Annotated in this window: 15 protein-coding genes and 1 riboswitch; of the genes, 4 read left to right on the top strand and 11 right to left on the bottom strand. The window is 53.4% G+C overall.

Translation table 11 applies throughout. The features are described from left to right. Positions 1 to 7: 7 nt before the first annotated feature. The 4 genes from ACMV5H_RS19545 to fabB all read right to left on the bottom strand — a co-directional run bounded on the left by ACMV5H_RS19545 (position 8) and on the right by fabB (position 3,764). Complete coding sequence (locus ACMV5H_RS19545; RefSeq protein WP_021806049.1) at positions 8 to 328, bottom strand: copper-binding protein; 321 nt, start codon at positions 326 to 328, stop codon at positions 8 to 10. Between the two features lie 70 nt (positions 329 to 398). Next, the gene (locus tag ACMV5H_RS19540; RefSeq protein WP_414822308.1) at positions 399 to 827 is read right to left on the bottom strand and encodes a hypothetical protein; all 429 of its coding nucleotides are present in this window, start codon (positions 825 to 827) and stop codon (positions 399 to 401) included. A gap of 192 nt (positions 828 to 1,019) precedes the next feature. Next, positions 1,020 to 2,030 carry a magnesium transporter gene (locus tag ACMV5H_RS19535; RefSeq protein WP_021178606.1) on the bottom strand — a complete coding sequence of 337 codons (1,011 nt, stop codon included), beginning with the start codon at positions 2,028 to 2,030 and terminating at the stop codon, positions 1,020 to 1,022. Between the two features lie 59 nt (positions 2,031 to 2,089). Continuing rightward, a riboswitch (M-box (ykoK) riboswitch) is annotated at positions 2,090 to 2,260 on the bottom strand. A 289-nt stretch (positions 2,261 to 2,549) separates the two neighbouring features. Beyond that, positions 2,550 to 3,764: a beta-ketoacyl-ACP synthase I gene (gene fabB, locus ACMV5H_RS19530; RefSeq protein ID WP_021806051.1), complete on the bottom strand. Its 1,215-nt coding sequence runs from the start codon at positions 3,762 to 3,764 to the stop codon at positions 2,550 to 2,552. A gap of 170 nt (positions 3,765 to 3,934) precedes the next feature. On the opposite strand from fabB, the gene mnmC reads away from it, so the two are divergent. Beyond that, positions 3,935 to 5,956: a bifunctional tRNA (5-methylaminomethyl-2-thiouridine)(34)-methyltransferase MnmD/FAD-dependent 5-carboxymethylaminomethyl-2-thiouridine(34) oxidoreductase MnmC gene (gene mnmC, locus ACMV5H_RS19525; RefSeq protein WP_414822307.1), complete on the top strand. Its 2,022-nt coding sequence runs from the start codon at positions 3,935 to 3,937 to the stop codon at positions 5,954 to 5,956. A gap of 42 nt (positions 5,957 to 5,998) precedes the next feature. On the opposite strand, the gene ACMV5H_RS19520 is transcribed toward mnmC, so the two are convergent. From ACMV5H_RS19520 to prmB, 6 genes are all read right to left on the bottom strand, one after another. After that, positions 5,999 to 6,280 carry a YfcL family protein gene (locus ACMV5H_RS19520; RefSeq protein WP_021178609.1) on the bottom strand — a complete coding sequence of 94 codons (282 nt, stop codon included), beginning with the start codon at positions 6,278 to 6,280 and terminating at the stop codon, positions 5,999 to 6,001. Between the two features lie 32 nt (positions 6,281 to 6,312). Beyond that, positions 6,313 to 6,858 carry an elongation factor P hydroxylase gene (locus ACMV5H_RS19515; RefSeq protein ID WP_021806054.1) on the bottom strand — a complete coding sequence of 182 codons (546 nt, stop codon included), beginning with the start codon at positions 6,856 to 6,858 and terminating at the stop codon, positions 6,313 to 6,315. A gap of 76 nt (positions 6,859 to 6,934) precedes the next feature. Further along, positions 6,935 to 7,735: a sulfite exporter TauE/SafE family protein gene (locus ACMV5H_RS19510; RefSeq protein ID WP_021806055.1), complete on the bottom strand. Its 801-nt coding sequence runs from the start codon at positions 7,733 to 7,735 to the stop codon at positions 6,935 to 6,937. A gap of 105 nt (positions 7,736 to 7,840) precedes the next feature. Beyond that, positions 7,841 to 8,668: a penicillin-insensitive murein endopeptidase gene (gene mepA, locus ACMV5H_RS19505; protein WP_021806056.1), complete on the bottom strand. Its 828-nt coding sequence runs from the start codon at positions 8,666 to 8,668 to the stop codon at positions 7,841 to 7,843. Positions 8,669 to 8,677: 9 nt separating this feature from the next. Next, entirely contained in the window at positions 8,678 to 9,763 is a 1,086-nt protein-coding gene (aroC, locus tag ACMV5H_RS19500) for a chorismate synthase (protein ID WP_021806057.1), read from the bottom strand. A gap of 84 nt (positions 9,764 to 9,847) precedes the next feature. After that, a complete protein-coding gene (gene prmB / locus ACMV5H_RS19495; protein WP_021178614.1) occupies positions 9,848 to 10,780 on the bottom strand; it encodes a 50S ribosomal protein L3 N(5)-glutamine methyltransferase in 933 nt (310 codons plus the stop codon). 182 nt (positions 10,781 to 10,962) lie between these two features. Here prmB and smrB point away from each other — a divergent pair, with 182 nt between their 5' ends. The 3 genes from smrB to ACMV5H_RS19480 all read left to right on the top strand — a co-directional run bounded on the left by smrB (position 10,963) and on the right by ACMV5H_RS19480 (position 15,863). Continuing rightward, positions 10,963 to 11,493 (top strand): endonuclease SmrB, encoded by a 531-nt coding sequence (smrB, locus tag ACMV5H_RS19490; protein WP_021806058.1) that lies wholly within the window; start codon positions 10,963 to 10,965, stop codon positions 11,491 to 11,493. Positions 11,494 to 11,944: 451 nt separating this feature from the next. After that, positions 11,945 to 14,047, top strand: coding sequence for a filamentous hemagglutinin N-terminal domain-containing protein (locus ACMV5H_RS19485; protein ID WP_414822306.1), 2,103 nt, complete (start codon positions 11,945 to 11,947; stop codon positions 14,045 to 14,047). 160 nt (positions 14,048 to 14,207) lie between these two features. Beyond that, entirely contained in the window at positions 14,208 to 15,863 is a 1,656-nt protein-coding gene (locus ACMV5H_RS19480; RefSeq protein WP_414822305.1) for a ShlB/FhaC/HecB family hemolysin secretion/activation protein, read from the top strand. A 55-nt stretch (positions 15,864 to 15,918) separates the two neighbouring features. Here the strand turns inward: ACMV5H_RS19480 and sixA are convergent, their stop codons facing one another. Then, a complete protein-coding gene (gene sixA / locus ACMV5H_RS19475) occupies positions 15,919 to 16,401 on the bottom strand; it encodes a phosphohistidine phosphatase SixA (RefSeq protein ID WP_021806062.1) in 483 nt (160 codons plus the stop codon). Positions 16,402 to 16,739: the final 338 nt, after the last annotated feature.

Here is a 16,739-nt window from a genome sequence, read left to right as displayed (position 1 = left end):
GCCCCCGTTAGTCTTGGCTGGCGCGGATGGCGGTCAGCTGATAGCCGCCGTCAACCTGACGGAAGCTGAACTCCACCGCAGTCCCGGCAGCCAAAGCAGGCAATGGCGGCTGTGGCTGAAGGAAATTCATGGTCATCGGCGGCCAGTTCAAGGCAGGGATGGCTGGGTGGGCGAGCGATACTTTCTGCTCACCCCAGGCCTTAACGGTCCCTTTAGAGTGATAGACGGCGACGTCTTGGCTGGCATGTTGGTGATGTTGCATCTCCGCAGCGGAGACGAATGAAGAGAACATCAGAGAGATGAAAACGGCAGTGATCAGATTACGCATAACGATAGCTCCATAGAATAGACAAAAACAACTCAGGTCACCGTGCTGGACGGCAAAGCGGTTGGTTTGGCTATTCACGGAAGCGGCAGAAGACGATCTCTGCCGGCGGGCCTGCTATCGGAGGGGTTTGCCAATCGAGGTGTGAGAACTGCGCCTGGGGCTGAGGATCGGCAACCAACAGCTCACTGTTGGCAGGTATTACTGCCGCCAGGGCAAGGCTACCGTGGTCTTGCTGTGCCGAATCTGGGACGCAGTGCTTTTCACACAGCGGCCCTTCGGCCTGCATCATCTCATTGGCTAGCGCATCGGCGGCCTGCATATGCATCGTATGCTGCGCGGCTGGCGCAACGGTGGTGAGTTGCAGGTTGCAGTGATGGCTGGCGATCGCCAGTTGGCTATTGAGCAGTAGCCAGCAGACGGCCAATAGCCATGCTGCAGCCCGCTTCTTGGCGAAGCGCAACCGGTGCATAGATAATGAGATGGACGCCAAAGCCGACATGCAAAAATTCCAGAGTAAGAAACCGTGCTGAGTATATCGGCAGAAAACCGTCACAGGAACGGAATTTACACCCGCTGACAAAGCCGCCTCGGAACGATCCTGTAAACTGGAAATGCTTTGATTTCAGTCAACTACGCTGCTTAAAAAATCCCGTTAATCATAGCAAAAACCGGCTTTCGCCGGTTTCCATGATTAATTTAGTCCCAAGGTCCACTGGGCTATTTTGAAGTAGATGATCAAGCCGGTGCCGTCTATCAGCGTAGTGATAAACGGGGCGGAGACTACGGCAGGATCCACACCGAAGCGTTTCAATGCCATTGGGATCACGGAAGAGACAATCGCGGCCCAGAGCGTGATACAAACCAGGGTCAGGCTCACAATGAGCGTAATCTCATAGCCGATACCCATCATCCAGCCACGGAACGCACCAGCACAGGCCAGCGTTAACGCTATCATGACCGAAGTCGTCATTTCCTTGCTCAGTACGCGCCCCAAATCGCGCATGCGAACCTCTCCCAAAGCCATCGCTCGCACAATGGTGGAGGTGATTTGCGTACCACTGTTACCACCTGTACCCACCAATAGCGGGATAAAGAAGGCCAGGGCAATCGCCGCTTCCAATGACTCTTCAAAATGCTGAATAACCGTGCTGGTATAAGCCTCGGCGACGAACAGCAACAGCAGCCACACGCTACGTTTTTTCCACAGCTCGAAGGAGCTCATTTCAAGGTAAGGCTTATCAAGCGGCAGGCTTGCCCCTTGCAAATGGGCATCCTCGGTGTTTTCATCCTCGATAATCTGCGCGATTTCGCGCTCGGTTAAGCAGCCGACCAAACGGCCATTATCCACCACCGCCACAATATCTAAATTATTATTGTCCACCAGTTTGGCGATATGTTCACGTTCGTCCGTGGGTTTTACATGGAAGAAGGTGGTTTCCATCATATCCTTGATACGCTCGCCATGATGTTCTTCCTGCAATAAACGTTTAACAGAAAGAACGCCCACCAGTTTGGTGCCATCTTCAATAAAGATTTGTGCGGGAATATCGTCGTTGGAAAGTTGGTTAACGAATATTTTCCTGGCTTCGCCAACGTAAAGATCCTGATGCAGAACAGAGACTTTTTTGTTCATATAACGCGCGATGGCGTCGTCTTCAAAGTTGGCGTTTTGGTAAAGGTCTTGCAATACAACATGTGACATTCTAGATACTCCCGATTGAAAGATGGAGTCTCATAGAGGCGACAAGACAGGACAGCAAAAGCCGATCCCCACGTCTTGGGTTTAGCACTATACAACGTATCCCCAGGGGGAAGTTACCTTAGCAATGCCTTGATTCGGCTAATGCTTGTTTTACCCTTGGTGGCCTCTCTCGATGCCATTAGAGCGGTAACTTGTGTTCGTATAGGAGCCTCGCCATAACGAGATCGTAAAGCTAGATAAAGCGTGGGCATTATGACTGGTTTGATTATTCGTATAGGAGAAATGGTAATTTCGTTGAGGTATTATTTATTTTTTGGGACAAAAATTAACCGGGTTAATTTATTATCCTGTCAGGCCACGGCTAAATTAAACGAAAAAACGCTCGCCGTTTAAGTTATCTGCTGTCAGTTTTTTGATCTGAGAAATCTTAATTTTCACTGATATAAGGTAACGCGTTAAAAACGCATAAAAAAACGGGCACCTATTACGGTGCCCGATTGATAATAGAACGCCTTAGGCTTACTTCTGCAGTTTACGCATTACCAGCGTAGCGTTGGTGCCGCCGAAACCGAAGCTGTTGGACATGACCGTGGTCAGCTCACGCTTGGTTGGCTCGGTCACGATGTTCATCCCTGCCGCCTTCTCATCGAGGTTATCGATGTTGATGCTTGGCGCAATGAAACCGTGCTCGACCATCAGCAGGCTATAAATCGCTTCCTGCACGCCCGCCGCACCCAGTGAGTGGCCGGTCATGGCTTTGGTTGAAGAGATGGCCGGAGTGTTATCGCCAAAGACTTCGCGGATCGCACCCAGCTCTTTCACGTCGCCGACCGGCGTGGAGGTGCCGTGTACGTTCATGTAGTCGATTGGAGTGTCTACGCCCTGCATTGCCATCTTCATGCAACGCACCGCGCCTTCACCCGATGGAGCCACCATGTCGGCACCGTCTGAAGTGGCACCGTAACCGATGATTTCCGCATAGATATGTGCGCCGCGAGCCAGAGCGTGCTCCAACTCCTCAACCACTACCATGCCGCCGCCGCCTGCGATAACGAAACCGTCACGCGCTGCGTCATAGGTACGGGAAGCTTTTTCTGGCGTGTCGTTGTAGCTGGTGGAAAGCGCGCCCATGGCGTCGAATTCGCAGGCCATTTCCCAGCACAGCTCTTCACCACCGCCAGCAAAGACGACGTCTTGTTTGCCCAGTTGGATCAGCTCAACGGCGTGGCCGATGCAGTGTGCTGAAGTTGCGCAGGCAGAGCTGATGGAGTAGTTCACGCCGCGAATTTTGAATGGGGTAGCCAGGCAGGCAGAAACGCCTGATGCCATCGCCTTGGTCACCATGTAGGGACCAACGCCACGCAGGCCTTTGGCGCGCATACCGTCAGAACCCGCAACCTGGTTACGTGGAGAACCACCGCCGGAACCGACCACCAGACCGGTGCGATCGTTGGACACCTGATCGGCTGCCAGGCCGGAATCTTGAATCGCTTGTTCCATGGAGAGATAGGCGTAAACCGACGCGTCGCTCATAAAGCGCATCACTTTACGGTCAATCAGACCGGTAGTGTCGAGTTTGACATCACCCCATACGTGACTACGCATGCCGGAATCTTTCAGCTCCTGGGAGAAGGTGATCCCAGAGCGGCCTTCCTGCAGACTTGCCAGGACCTCCTGCTGGTTGTTACCAATGCTGGAGACGATTCCCAGGCCAGTAATCACTGCACGTTTCATTCAAGTACCTCTTCCACAATTTACATTCGGGATTTTGCAACGCACTTTAGCGTACAGATGTACGCCGAACAAGTCCGATCAGAATAATTTTGCATTATCTTTACCCAGTTTGCACCTCGGGACTACCCCCGTTAAAATCGCGCTATCCCTTGAGTTACGAGCAACCTACCGTGAGCAATGCCCCCATCCAAACCGCAGCGTTAAGCTGGAATGAACAAGGTACACCTGTTTCGAAACAGTTTGATGACGTCTATTTTTCCAACCAGGATGGGCTGGAGGAAACCCGCTACGTCTTTCTGGGGGGCAACCGCTTGCCACAACGCTTCAGCGATCACCCTCGCTCACTGTTTATTGTGGCTGAAACCGGCTTCGGTACCGGGCTGAATTTTCTGACTCTGTGGCAGGCCTTTGCCCGTTTTCGCCAGGAGACAACGGCGGCGAGTTTGCAGCGTCTGCATTTTATCAGCTTTGAGAAATACCCGTTGCAGTTGGAGGATCTGGCGGCAGCCCATGCCCAATGGCCAGAACTGGCTCCCTTTGCCGATGAGCTTCGCGCCCAGTGGCCTTTGCCGCTGCCAGGGTGCCACCGCCTGCTGCTTGCCGAAGGGCAGATCACGCTCGATTTATGGTTCGGTGACGTCAATACCCTGCTGCCGCACTTTGACGCCAGCATGAACGATCAAATTGACGCCTGGTTCCTCGATGGCTTTGCGCCGTCCAAAAACCCCGATATGTGGAGCGAACCGCTGTTTGCCACCATGGCGCGTTTTGCCCGCCCAGGCGGCAGTTTTGCCACCTTCACTGCCGCAGGGTTTGTCCGCCGTGGATTGCAGCAGGCCGGGTTTGAGGTTACCAAATGCAAAGGCTTTGGCCAGAAACGCGAGATGCTCACCGGTCAGCTACCTGCCGACACCCCGGCAAGCGTCAATCCAAGCCCGTGGTTCCTGCGCCCGGCAGCGGAGAATACCGACGATGTCGCCATTATTGGCGGCGGCGTAGCCAGTGCGCTCACCGCGTTGGCCTTATTGCGCCGTGGGGCCAGGGTGACCTTGTATTGCGCCGATGCACAGCCCGCAGAGGGCGCATCCGGCAATCGCCAGGGGGCGCTGTACCCATTGCTGAATGGCCGGGGCGATGCGTTGGAAAACTTCTTCTGCGCCGCCTTCCCCTTTGCCCGGCGCCAGTATGACGCCTTGCTGCAACAGCAGGTTGAGTTCGATCACCAGTGGTGTGGCGTCAGCCAACTGGCCTATGACGAGAAAAGCGCAGGCAAGATAGCCAAGATCATGGCCGTTGCCTGGCCGCACACTCTGGCACATCCGGCCGACCGCGCTACGCTTAGCGCACTGAGTGGGATCGATACGGGATTTGGTGGCATTCACTATTCGCTCGGGGGATGGCTGTGCCCTGCCGACCTGACGCGTGCCGCGATTGCCCTGGCCGAACGGCAGGGATTGGTTTGCCACTATCTGCATACGCTTTCCGATTTGAACCGCCATGATGAAGGTTGGCAGTTGCATTTTGCTAAGGGAAAAACTCACCAACATGCGACGGTGATCCTGGCTAACGGGCATCAACTCACCACTCTGGCACCTAGCTCCGCACTACCGGCATATGCGGTGCGCGGCCAGGTTTCACATATTCCTACTACGCCAATCTTGAGTAAGTTAAAACAGGTACTGTGTTACGACGGTTACCTGACGCCGGTGAATCCTGGCAATCAGCAGCACTGCATTGGTGCCAGCTACCAGCGTGGTGAATCAGGCACTGAATATAGCCAGACAGAGCAGGAAGAGAACCGCGATCGCCTGCTGCGCTGTCTGCCAGAACAGGATTGGCCGCAAGAAGTTGATATCAGCGGCCAGCAAGCACGCTGTGGTGTACGCAGCGCTACGCGCGACCACATGCCGATGGTAGGTGCCGTACCGGACTATCAAGCCACTCTGGCGCTGTATGGCGATTTACAGCAGCAACGCCAGCGCGGCGAAGCAATTGCCGATGCGCCAATGTATCCGGGATTGTTTATGATCGGAGCCTTGGGCTCACGCGGTCTGTGCTCAGCGCCGTTGGCCGCGGAGATTTTAGCGGCTCAGCTGTTTGGCGAGCCCTTACCGGGGGATAGCGAGATGTTGGCAGCGTTGAACCCAAACCGCATGTGGGTCAGGAAGCTACTGAAAGGACGAGAGGTATAGTTCACTTGAGGGGCCAGCGTGATGCCGTCCCCTTTAGAGCAATTACTCTGTCGGCAACGCTGTTTGATACAGGTTTTCCCACATGCCCAGCACCAGTACCTGATCCGGTGGGGAAAGTTCCCCGGCCTTGATGGCCTTATCCAGGCTGCTCTGCACCCGTACCTTGAGCTGCTCGGCGCTGTGTTCGGCATGTTCTTCCGATTCCGCCACCGCCAAAGTCAGATGACCGCGCAGGTAGCCACCGGCAAACAGATCATCATCGCTGGCGTGTTCTACCATGTCATCAATCAGCGCCAGAATGCGCGCTTCAAATTCTGCGATCATCAAATTTCCTCGTTAACAAACAGACTCTGGCCTCAGAGATCTTCCGGGTAGGGAAAATGCTCGGCCGCCAGCGGAGGCGTATTGTAAAACGATTGCAGCGCCTGAATAAAGCGCGCAGGTCGTGTGGGTATTCCTTGCTCCAGCAATTCCAGCACCCGAGTACGGACTTTACGCTGGAAACCAATGCGATCCGGCTCGCAGTCTCCACTGAGATTGTCGCAGCTGACGTTGAACGGGAAACCCGCCGCCACGCAGAACATCCACTCCAGCGCCTGCGGATTAATCTCGACCGCTTCGAATTCACTTTGCGTCTGGGCATCGCGCCCATCCGGGCAATACCAGTAACCGAAGTCCACCAGCTTGCGGCGTTCGGCCCCGGCGATGCACCAATGGGAAATTTCATGCATGCCGCTGGCATAGTAGCCGTGTGCAAAGACGATGCGGTTATAAGGCAGCTCATCATCGGCAGGCAGATAGATAGGCTCATCGTCGCCTTTAACCAGGCGGGTATTGAACTCATCGCTAAAACACTGATTAAAGATTTCAATCAGTTGCGGATACTGGTGTGTGTTTGGCATAAAAAAACTCAAATAACCACAAAATTAAGGAGGCCATTATAGCCGATATCTCTCGGCTTGCCGCCCCTTTGAAATGTTAAAAATGCAACGCCAACCATTGCTGGATTTCCGCCCCGTGATTGTCGTACAGCAATTTGCAGCTCATGATCAGAGACACTATCACGATCATCGGCCGGATCAGCTTCTGGCCCTTGGTCAGCACCATGTGCGCCCCAAGACGGGCTCCGAACACCTGCCCAACCAACATCACCAGACCAATGCTCCAGATCACTTGGCCGCCAATAATAAACAGCACCAGGCTGGCCAGATTGGAGGTGAAGTTCAGCACCTTGGCGTGGGCAGTTGCCTTAGCCAGGTTAAAACCGCACAGCGTCACATAGGCCAAGGCATAGAACGAACCGGCTCCTGGCCCGAAGAAACCGTCGTAGAACCCTACACAGCCCCCAGCTACCAGGCCAAAGGGTAACGCCCCCAGCCGACGCTGACGATCGTTTTCCCCCAGCCGTGGCGTCAGCAAGAAATAGACACCGATACCGATCACCAACAGCGGCAGCATCTGGCGCAGTATATCGGCACGCATATGCTGCACCAGGATCGCCCCGATCACCGACCCCACCAGCGTCAGGAAGATGGTCAGCTTCTGGGTATTAAGATCGACAGCGCGACGGCGGACAAAGTACAGGCTGGCGGAAAACGATCCCCCCACCGACTGCAATTTATTGGTCGCCAGCGCCTGCGTGGGAGGAACGCCAACGGCCAGCAGAGCCGGTACGGTCAACAGCCCACCACCACCGGCGATCGAATCGATAAACCCGGCGAACATTGCTACCAAAAACAGTATCCCGAGCAATTCGGGACCTAACACCAGCCCATCCATAAGTCGTCTGCCTACTTTTTTATTTGCGCACTTTTTATTTGCGCACACACTACGCCTTAAAACTCAAAAAATAAACGCCCCATTCGAGGCGTTTTTAGCAGGCTATCAGCGGTTGGCGAAGTGGCTATCCAGCAGCGCCTGACAGGTTGGCGGCAGCGGCGGCGGCTCCTTCTTGACCGGATTGGCATTCGGCTGATGCGGTTTGAACCAACTGGCCAACTCGGCACCACAGCCATCCCCCACCGGCGGCGCATCCTGATCCAGACACTCCAGGCTCCCCGCCGGGCAACGCAAGCGTACGTGCATATGCGCACGATGCCCAAACCAAGGGCGCACCTTATGCAACCAACCGCGATCGGCACCGGCATCCTGGCACAGACGCTGTTTGATCGCCGGGTTAACGAAGATCCGCGTCACTTCGCTGTCCTGCGCCGCCATCTTGATCAAGGATTCGATCTGCGGCTGCCACTGGCGATCCACTACCTGCTTACCGTCGCCAGAGACCAGATCGATCGGCTGCGGTTTCAACAGTTGCTGAGCGCTCCAGCGTTGGCGCGGCAGCTGCAACCAGATGTCCACGTCCAAACCGGATTGGTGGCTGGCGTGGCCGCTGCTGAAGCGCCCACCGGCCGGCATGGCCATATCCCCGATCAACACCGTGCCAAGTGCTTTCTGGTTGGCCTGGCTGCTCAGGCGTTGAATAAACGCCAGCAGGTCAGGATGGCCAAAATAGCGCCGTTGGTCGGTACGCATCACCTGATAATCCGGTGAATTCAGTGGCAACGGGTGCGCCCCGATGATACAGCCATTGGCGAAACCGCCAACGGCCTGCGCAGTGCCACTGACCGGGTGGTCAATCTTTTGCCACGGCGTTAACGCCAAGGCAGAGCTGGAAGCGATCAACGCAGCGAAACCCAGCAGCCATTTTTTCATCGTAGTCCCTTACCAGCGTGGTACGTCGGAAATCACATCACCGTTTTGCGCACGCTGGCGCAGCAGATGATCCATCAGCACGATCGCCATCATCGCTTCGGCGATCGGCACCGCACGGATCCCGACGCACGGATCGTGGCGGCCACGGGTGACCATTTCCACCGCTTCACCCTGACGGTTGATCGTACGGCCCGGCACCATGATGCTGGAGGTCGGCTTCAGCGCCAGATGGGCAATCACCGGCTGGCCGCTGCTGATACCACCAAGAATGCCGCCAGCGTGGTTGCTCTGGAAACCTTCAGGGGTGATTTCATCACGGTTTTCACTGCCACGCTTGGTGACTACGGCAAAACCGTCGCCGATTTCTACACCTTTAACCGCATTGATGCTCATCAGCGCATGCGCCAAGTCGGCATCCAGACGGTCGAACACCGGCTCGCCCAACCCAACCGGGACGTTTTCCGCCACTACGGTCACTTTGGCACCGATGGAGTCGCCCTCTTTTTTCAGCGCGCGCATCAGTTCGTCCAAGGCTTCCAGCTTGTCCGGATCCGGGCAGAAGAACGGGTTCTGTTCAACCTGATCCCAATCTTTCAGCTCGCAACTCACATCGCCAATCTGCGCCAGATAGCCGCGCACCTGTACGCCAAACTTCTGCGCCAGATATTTTTTGGCGATAGCACCGGCGGCAACGCGCATCGCGGTTTCACGCGCCGAAGAACGGCCACCACCGCGATAATCACGCACGCCGTATTTCTGTTCGTAAGTGTAATCAGCATGACCAGGGCGGAACACATCTTTGATCGCGCCGTAGTCTTGCGAGCGCTGATCGGTGTTTTCGATCATCAGGCCGATGCTGGTGCCAGTGGTGACGCCTTCAAATACCCCGGAGAGGATACGCACCTGATCCGGCTCGCGGCGTTGGGTGGTATAGCGCGAAGTGCCGGGGCGGCGGCGATCGAGATCGTGCTGCAAATCAGCTTCTGTCAGCGGAATGCCGGGCGGCACACCGTCTACGATACATCCCAGCGCCACACCGTGAGATTCACCAAATGTGGTGACGCGGAAAAACTGCCCAATACTGTTCCCTGCCATCACGGCTCCTTACCGTTGGTTGTCATCCCGTTCGCGTGCAAACGGGGCATACAGGCCCGCACTATGGTGAGCCCAGGTTGTTGGTTAGCTGCGGTAGAGGCTGAAATGCTCTTTGCAGTCAATCAGCTGCTGTTTGGTCAGCATGAATACGCCGTCCCCGCCGTTATCAAACTCCAGCCAGGTGAACGGAATATCCGGATATTGTTCCATCAGATGTACCATGCTGTTGCCCACTTCACAAATCAGCACGCCGTCATCGCTCAGGAAGTCTGGCGCACAGGCCAGAATGCGGCGCACCAGCTTCAGGCCGTCGCTGCCTGCGGCCAGGCCCAGTTCCGGCTCAAAGCGGAACTCTTGCGGCAGGTCAGACATATCTTCCGCATCGACATACGGCGGGTTGGTGACGATCAGATCGTATTGGATCGCGGGGACGTCACGGAACAGATCGGAGCGGATCGGGATCACCTGATGTTCGACGCCGTGCGCCTGAATATTTCGCTCGGTCACGGCCAGCACGTCGGTGGAGATATCTACCGCGTCCACTTCCGCTTCCGGGAAGGCATAGCCGCAGGCGATAGCGATACAGCCACTGCCGGTACACATATCCAGGATATGGCGTGGCGGATGTGGGATCAGCGCGCTGAAGCGATCGTTGATCAGCTCACCAATCGGCGAACGCGGTACCAGCACGCGTTCGTCGACATAGAACTCCAGATCGCAGAACCAGGCTTTATTGGTCAGGTAAGCAACCGGGATGCGCTCGTTGACACGGCGGATCACTCGCTCAACGATGCGGTGACGCTCGCTGGAGGTCAAGCGTGCAGTGCGCATATCTTCAGGAATATCCAACGGCAGGAACAGGCTGGGCAAGACCAATTGCACGGCTTCGTCCCACGGGTTATCGGTTCCGTGGCCATAGTAGATATTGGCGGCGTTGAAACGGCTTACGGCCCAGCGCAGCATATCCTGAATGGTGTGCAGCTCATTCACTGCTTCTTCGACGAAAATTTTGTCCAATTTGCCCTCCGGCAGGCACGATGATTCATGATTTAGCCCCGTAGTTTGCCATGAAGCCTGCGACAAATCAGCAGCAATAGCAGCGTAGCAGCATTCTGGTTGGCATTCAGTGCCAGTTTTGCGTCGACAGAAACCTTCGAGCAGGTAAACTAGCGCGATAAATGATAGGCGACGAGCGAATAATGAAGAATAAGCCCCCTCTGAGCAAAGATGAATTATTGCTCTTTAGAGAGTCGGTAGCGGGAGCAAAGAAGCTGCCGCAGGACACCATCGTCCACCCAAAACCGAAAATGAAAACCAAACAGATCGCGCCGCAGCGCCTGTTGCAAGAGCAGGTGGATGCCAGCTTTTACTTTTCCGATGAGTTTCAACCGCAGTTGGAAGATGAGGGCCCAACGCGCTATGTGCGTCCCGGCTACAGCCACTATGAGTTGAAGAAACTGCGCCGCGGAGATTACGTGCCGGATCTGTTCCTGGATTTACATGGCTTGACGCAGATGCAGGCCAAGCAGGAGCTAGGGGCGATGATCGCCGCCTGCAAGCGTGAGCACGTGCATTGTGCCTGCGTGATGCACGGCCACGGTAAACACATCCTCAAGCAGCAAACGCCGCTGTGGCTAGCGCAACATCCGGACGTGCTGGCGTTCCACCAGGCTCCCAAAGAATGGGGCGGTAACGCAGCCATACTGCTGTTGATCGAACTAGCCGAATAGCGAAATAAAATGGCACTTGGCGGTGCCAAACAATCCGCAGTGACGGTGTCCAAAAGGGGCCATGAGTTGGGAACCACCTTGACGAAATAGCCCCTACCAATCCTGGCAAAAACTTAAGTCCCCTCCCCAGTACCCTATCCACTTAAATACACCAAACGCCTGTAAGCTGGGATTTCAAATAAAACATTTGTTTTAAATATGCTTAAAACAAAAATCATTGATGTGATTTAAAATTTACGAGAATGATCCTGTATTAACGCCAAAAAGTAGACAAGGGGAGTATTGTCAGTAGAATGCGCATTTTGTTATACGTAGATAAAGCGTATACATTGTTATGCGCAGTTAATAACTGCTACAAATAGCCGCATCGCAAATATAGCACCTTAAGTTAATCAAATAATAGTATATACCACCTGCACAACTTGGGGATGATCCCTCATGGTTGACAGAAATGAAGTTAGCTGCAAAGCCTTTTTCCACCAGTTCGGCTATCAATATTGATAGCCTTTGCATTTCAAATATTATAGGAAATAATATTATGACCCTAAAAAACAAACAGAAGCCGTTTCTTGCCAAACTTTCGCCAATTTGTTTCTTTAGCCTGCTGGCCTTACAGGGAGTCACCGTTACCCAAGCCGCTATCGTTTCCGCACTAGGTGGCCCATCGCTCGGTGCCAGCTCCATCAAAGGCGGTACGGTTATCGAGATTAATAAGCCCGGCAGAGGGGGCGTTTCTCACAATATCTATAACCAGTTTGACGTAGACCGTGGTGGAGTGGTGCTAAATAACAGCGCACAAAACTCGACGACCCAGGTGGCGGGTGCCATTAACGGCAACAAGAATATGGCCAAAGGGGCCGCTAACGTTATCCTCAATGAAGTCAACTCCGCTAAAGCCAGCCAACTCAACGGGATGATTGAGGTAGCAGGCCAGAATGCACAGGTTATTATTGCCAACCCATCGGGGATTACCTGTAACGGCTGCGGTTTCATCAACGCCAATCGTGCGACCTTGACCACGGGCAAGGCCTCGGTGGCTAATGGGCGCGTCCTCGATTACGTTGTCAACAAAGGTAAAATTACCATTACTGGCGATGGCTTGCAGAGTTCCAGCGCCAACTATACCGATTTAATTGCCCACACCGTTGCCATTAACGCCGACGTGCAGGCTCAGGATCTAAGGGTCACTTATGGCCAAAACCGCGTTAATGTCGACAACACCAAAGCCACCCTGCTCTCTGCTGCTCGTCAGTCTGGCATAGGTCTTGACGTTTCCAACCTGGGCGGCATGTACGCCAACAAAATTACGCTGATCGGTACCGGGAATGGCGTGGGTGTAAATAACGCTGGCACCCTCGCCGCTTCTGTTGGTGATGTGACCATGAACATGAATGGTTCACTCACCAATAAGGGGACTATTTCTGCCCAAAAACATCTCAGGGTGGTATTGACCCCCAGTAACAACAATACATACGTAATAAACAGCCCAGATGGTTATCTTGAAGCGGGCAATGATATTGATATTAAAAGCTCTTACGTGAGAAACATCAAAGGGACCATGGCGGCCGATGGCAATATCAACATCGACATTTCCGCAGCCTCATCTTCAAATGTAGGGGTTGATAATGATAATGGTGAACTCAGCGCTGGAAAGGGGATTACGATTAGCACCAAAGGATCCTCAATCAAAAACAGCAGCGGTATCATCAGTGCCGTGGACGATGTCACCCTGGACGCCAAGTATGGTGTGAATAACTACGTGGGTAGAATTGTATCAGATGTCGGTGGCGTGACGGTTAATACCGCTAACACGCTCTTCAACGACAGAGGGATTATTGAGGCTAACTGCTGCGTGACGCTGAATGCCTACAAGATAAGCAGTCAATATGGCCTCATCCAAACCAAGGATGACGTTGTTATCAACGTCTCATCCGAACTGAATAACACCCAGGGTGAAATCCTGGCAGAAGGCAACATAGCTATAAAAGCGTCAGAGATTAAAAACAACTCAGGTAAAATAATGGCTCAAGAAGCCTTGAATATCGACGCCGCTCGTCTGGTTAATAGTGCTTATCACAATCCGACCCAAGAATACGGAATATTCAGCGGTGGTGACATGAACCTAAATTTAAGCTCCTCACTCAATAATGAGTATGGTGTCATCGCTTCTCAGGGTGATATCACCATTATCTCTAAGTATCTCATAGCCAATAAGCATGGGCATATTGGGAGCGATAAAAACATCACGCTGACTGCGGCCAACATTGGCAATCACAATGGCAATATGATTGCTGGCGAAAATCTGGTGGTTAATGCCTCACGTTTAGATAATGGCTCATCGGCCAGCACTGCTGGAAACATTGAGGCCGGTGATACTTTAGAGATCAACATGAAGCGCGGCCCGCTTTCCGGCGGTCAGCAGGTCGATGGCAGCTTCTATAATCAAGGGACCTTGGCTGGCAAAAACAAGATCAAGGTCAGTACTGATGGGAAATTCAGTAATTACGGCAAACTGATCTCAGACAATACTGTAGAAATCCATAGCAAGCGCTAATCCAGTGCTAATGCTGCCCCCCTATCACATCTATTCATCGCGAGATAGGTAATTACAAGCTGATAGCCATGTTAACAATGGCCATCAGCTGTTTTTCTTTTTTTACCTATATCCATACCGCGTCTGATTTAAGAAAAATCATATTAATAAGGAAGTTAACATGCGTTTTCGCTCTCCCCATGCTTGGCTATTGCTTATTCTCACCCCCTTGGTTCAGGCAGCTGAAAATGGCCAGTTTATTGAGCAGCAAATGAGCCACCAGCAGGAACAGGAAAAAGCACGCTACAACCAATTGGAAACCGTAGGTAAAGACGTGCGCTCCGCCGGCAACGCTGGACTAAGTACCCACATTGACTTTCCTGAAGAACAACCCTGCTTCACCATTCAACGGGTTGAACTGAATAAGGACAACAAGATCCCTCATTGGATACCCTTGCACAAACTGACAGAACAAGCACAAGGGCGCTGCCTGGGGATCCAGGGGGTGAAAACGCTCGCAACTGCCTTACAAAATGACCTGATTGGGCATGGCTATATCACTACCAGGGTCATGATCCCCCAGCAAAATTTGACCGAAGGGCTTCTCACCCTGGGGATCCTGCCCGGCACCATTGGCAACGTCAGGCTAACCGATGACAGCGATAAGTACGTCAACTTGCACACCACCTTCCCTGGCAGCCAAGGGGATCTGCTGGATCTGCGTGCTATTGAGCAGGGGTTGGAAAACATGCAGCGCATTCCTGATGTCGTTGCCAATATTTCACTCCACCCAGGCAAACATGCGGGTGAATCCGACCTGGAAATCAGCCGTGAACAACCCTCATTCTGGCGTTTGGGCGGTTGGCTGGATGACTCAGGCAGTAAACAAACCGGCCGCTATCAAAGCGGCCTGGCTTTATATATTGATAACCCGACCTCGATGAACGATCTGTTCTACGTTTCTGCCGGTCGTGATTTGCAGTTCCAATCGACCCGTCATGCTAATAATGGCTCGTTGTACTACTCGGTGCCCTACGGCTTTTGGTCAGTGGATTTATATGCCAGCCGCAGCGAGTATTTGCAAAATATCCATGGCATCTATACCGATTTTTCCTACCGCGGCAAGTATCGCAACCTTAGCTTAAAAGTTAATCGCCTGTTGTATCGCAACGCAAGCCAAAAAAACACGCTCAGTTTTCAGGTTCTCAAGCGTAACTCGCATTTTTACCTGAACGATACGGAACTGCAGTTACAACAGCGTAATATGGCCAACTGGAGCATTGAGTTCAATCACCGCCACTACGTCGGCCAGTCCATTGTCGACGCCATGTTGAGCTATCAGCGTGATACCGCCTGGTTTGGTGCCGAAAGACCAGTGGACAGCGCTCCGTCAAGCCGTATCGTCAACCTGGATATCAGCACCTATACGCCATTTACCGTGCAAGATCTCTCAATGAGTTATCAATCCCGCTTTCGCCAGCAATATAGCCCGGACCACCTGACCACTCAGGATCAATTCAGTATCGGTAACCGCTGGACCGTACGTGGATTTGACGGTGAAATGAATATGATGGCCAACAAGGGCTACTCCCTACGCAATGACCTGAACCTGCCAAAACTGGAGCAGCAATTATATCTGGGTATGGATTATGGCCGGGTGAAAGGTGACGGTAGTAACGATTTTGCCGATGGTCACCTGCTCGGTAGCGTTGCCGGTATTCGAGGGAAGGTAAAAGCGGTCGGTTATGACGCCTTCGTTGGGGTGCCGCTGTCCAAGCCCGATAATTTCATCACCAGCCCGGTCAACCTCGGCTTTACGTTACAGTGGCAATTTTGATGACGTTAATGACAAAGGGCGATGTTTATCATCGCCCTTTGAGGTGAGAACCAGCTTAGACCTTGGCCATCACCTGTGACGGGCTGACCTGCCATTCAAACTTGCCGATGCTGCCATCCTCGGACAGCTCGACATTAGCGATGGCGGAGGTAGCAAACATTGGCGGGCATTCCCCAGGGCACAGTTCGGCCACCAGATAACCCACCAGCGGTAGATGGGAAACCACTAACACCGCACCGATGCCCTCTTTCGCCAGCGCCTGCAGATAACAGCTGACCAGCCCAGCGTCGCCCCCTGGAGTCAGCTCCGGCAGCACTTCTTCACCTTCCGGCAGCGTTAACGCTTCGCGTACCGTTTCCAGCGTCTGCTCGGCCCGCAAATAGGGGCTGACCAGCACTCGTTCAATATCCACAGACTTGGTGTTCAACCAGGCCGCCATCTGACGTGACTCATCACGGCCACAAACGGTAAGAGGCCTTACCGAATCGCTGGCTGCATCGAGTGCCGCCTCTCCGTGACGCATAATCAAAACTTGCATATTGCACCGCTGTTGTTGACAAAATAACGCTATACAGAAACGCCGAGCGTGCTGTATCGCCGAGTTGCACTCAAGAACACAGGCCTGCTTCAAACGATAACGCGCCGTCTCTCTATGGCGGCCGGGCATTTTGCCTGAAAGTTCGCGTAAAGAAAACGCTGTTTTTTACAACATTTGCGCCCTTACACAAATTCATCGCTGACATAACAACCAATTCAACGGGTTAAATTTTAACCTTGTTGCTATGAAGTTTTGGGAGCGCTGAGTGAGCCACCCACCAAAACGCTACGTTACCCCTCCCCAATCTGCCTGTACAGCTTCCGGGATTACCCTGATTG

It is taken from the genome of Serratia sp. N21D137 (assembly GCF_047530005.1).
Taxonomy (GTDB): Bacteria; Pseudomonadota; Gammaproteobacteria; order Enterobacterales; family Enterobacteriaceae; genus Chania; species Chania fonticola_B.
Note: the sequence above shows the minus strand (reverse complement) of the source record. Positions and strands in the feature narration are given on the sequence as shown.

Excerpts from the sequence above, each read along its gene's own strand:
- ACMV5H_RS19545 (WP_021806049.1), bottom strand. The coding sequence starts at position 328 with ATGCGTAATCTGATCACTGCCGTTTTCATCTCTCTGATGTTCTCTTCA.
- ACMV5H_RS19540 (WP_414822308.1), bottom strand. The coding sequence starts at position 827 with ATGTCGGCTTTGGCGTCCATCTCATTATCTATGCACCGGTTGCGCTTC.
- ACMV5H_RS19535 (WP_021178606.1), bottom strand. The coding sequence starts at position 2,030 with ATGTCACATGTTGTATTGCAAGACCTTTACCAAAACGCCAACTTTGAA.
- fabB (WP_021806051.1), bottom strand. The coding sequence starts at position 3,764 with ATGAAACGTGCAGTGATTACTGGCCTGGGAATCGTCTCCAGCATTGGT.
- ACMV5H_RS19520 (WP_021178609.1), bottom strand. The coding sequence starts at position 6,280 with ATGATCGCAGAATTTGAAGCGCGCATTCTGGCGCTGATTGATGACATG.
- ACMV5H_RS19515 (WP_021806054.1), bottom strand. The coding sequence starts at position 6,858 with ATGCCAAACACACACCAGTATCCGCAACTGATTGAAATCTTTAATCAG.
- ACMV5H_RS19510 (WP_021806055.1), bottom strand. The coding sequence starts at position 7,735 with ATGGATGGGCTGGTGTTAGGTCCCGAATTGCTCGGGATACTGTTTTTG.
- mepA (WP_021806056.1), bottom strand. The coding sequence starts at position 8,668 with ATGAAAAAATGGCTGCTGGGTTTCGCTGCGTTGATCGCTTCCAGCTCT.
- aroC (WP_021806057.1), bottom strand. The coding sequence starts at position 9,763 with ATGGCAGGGAACAGTATTGGGCAGTTTTTCCGCGTCACCACATTTGGT.
- smrB (WP_021806058.1), top strand. The coding sequence starts at position 10,963 with ATGAAGAATAAGCCCCCTCTGAGCAAAGATGAATTATTGCTCTTTAGA.
- ACMV5H_RS19485 (WP_414822306.1), top strand. The coding sequence starts at position 11,945 with ATGAAGTTAGCTGCAAAGCCTTTTTCCACCAGTTCGGCTATCAATATT.
- ACMV5H_RS19480 (WP_414822305.1), top strand. The coding sequence starts at position 14,208 with ATGCGTTTTCGCTCTCCCCATGCTTGGCTATTGCTTATTCTCACCCCC.
- sixA (WP_021806062.1), bottom strand. The coding sequence starts at position 16,401 with ATGCAAGTTTTGATTATGCGTCACGGAGAGGCGGCACTCGATGCAGCC.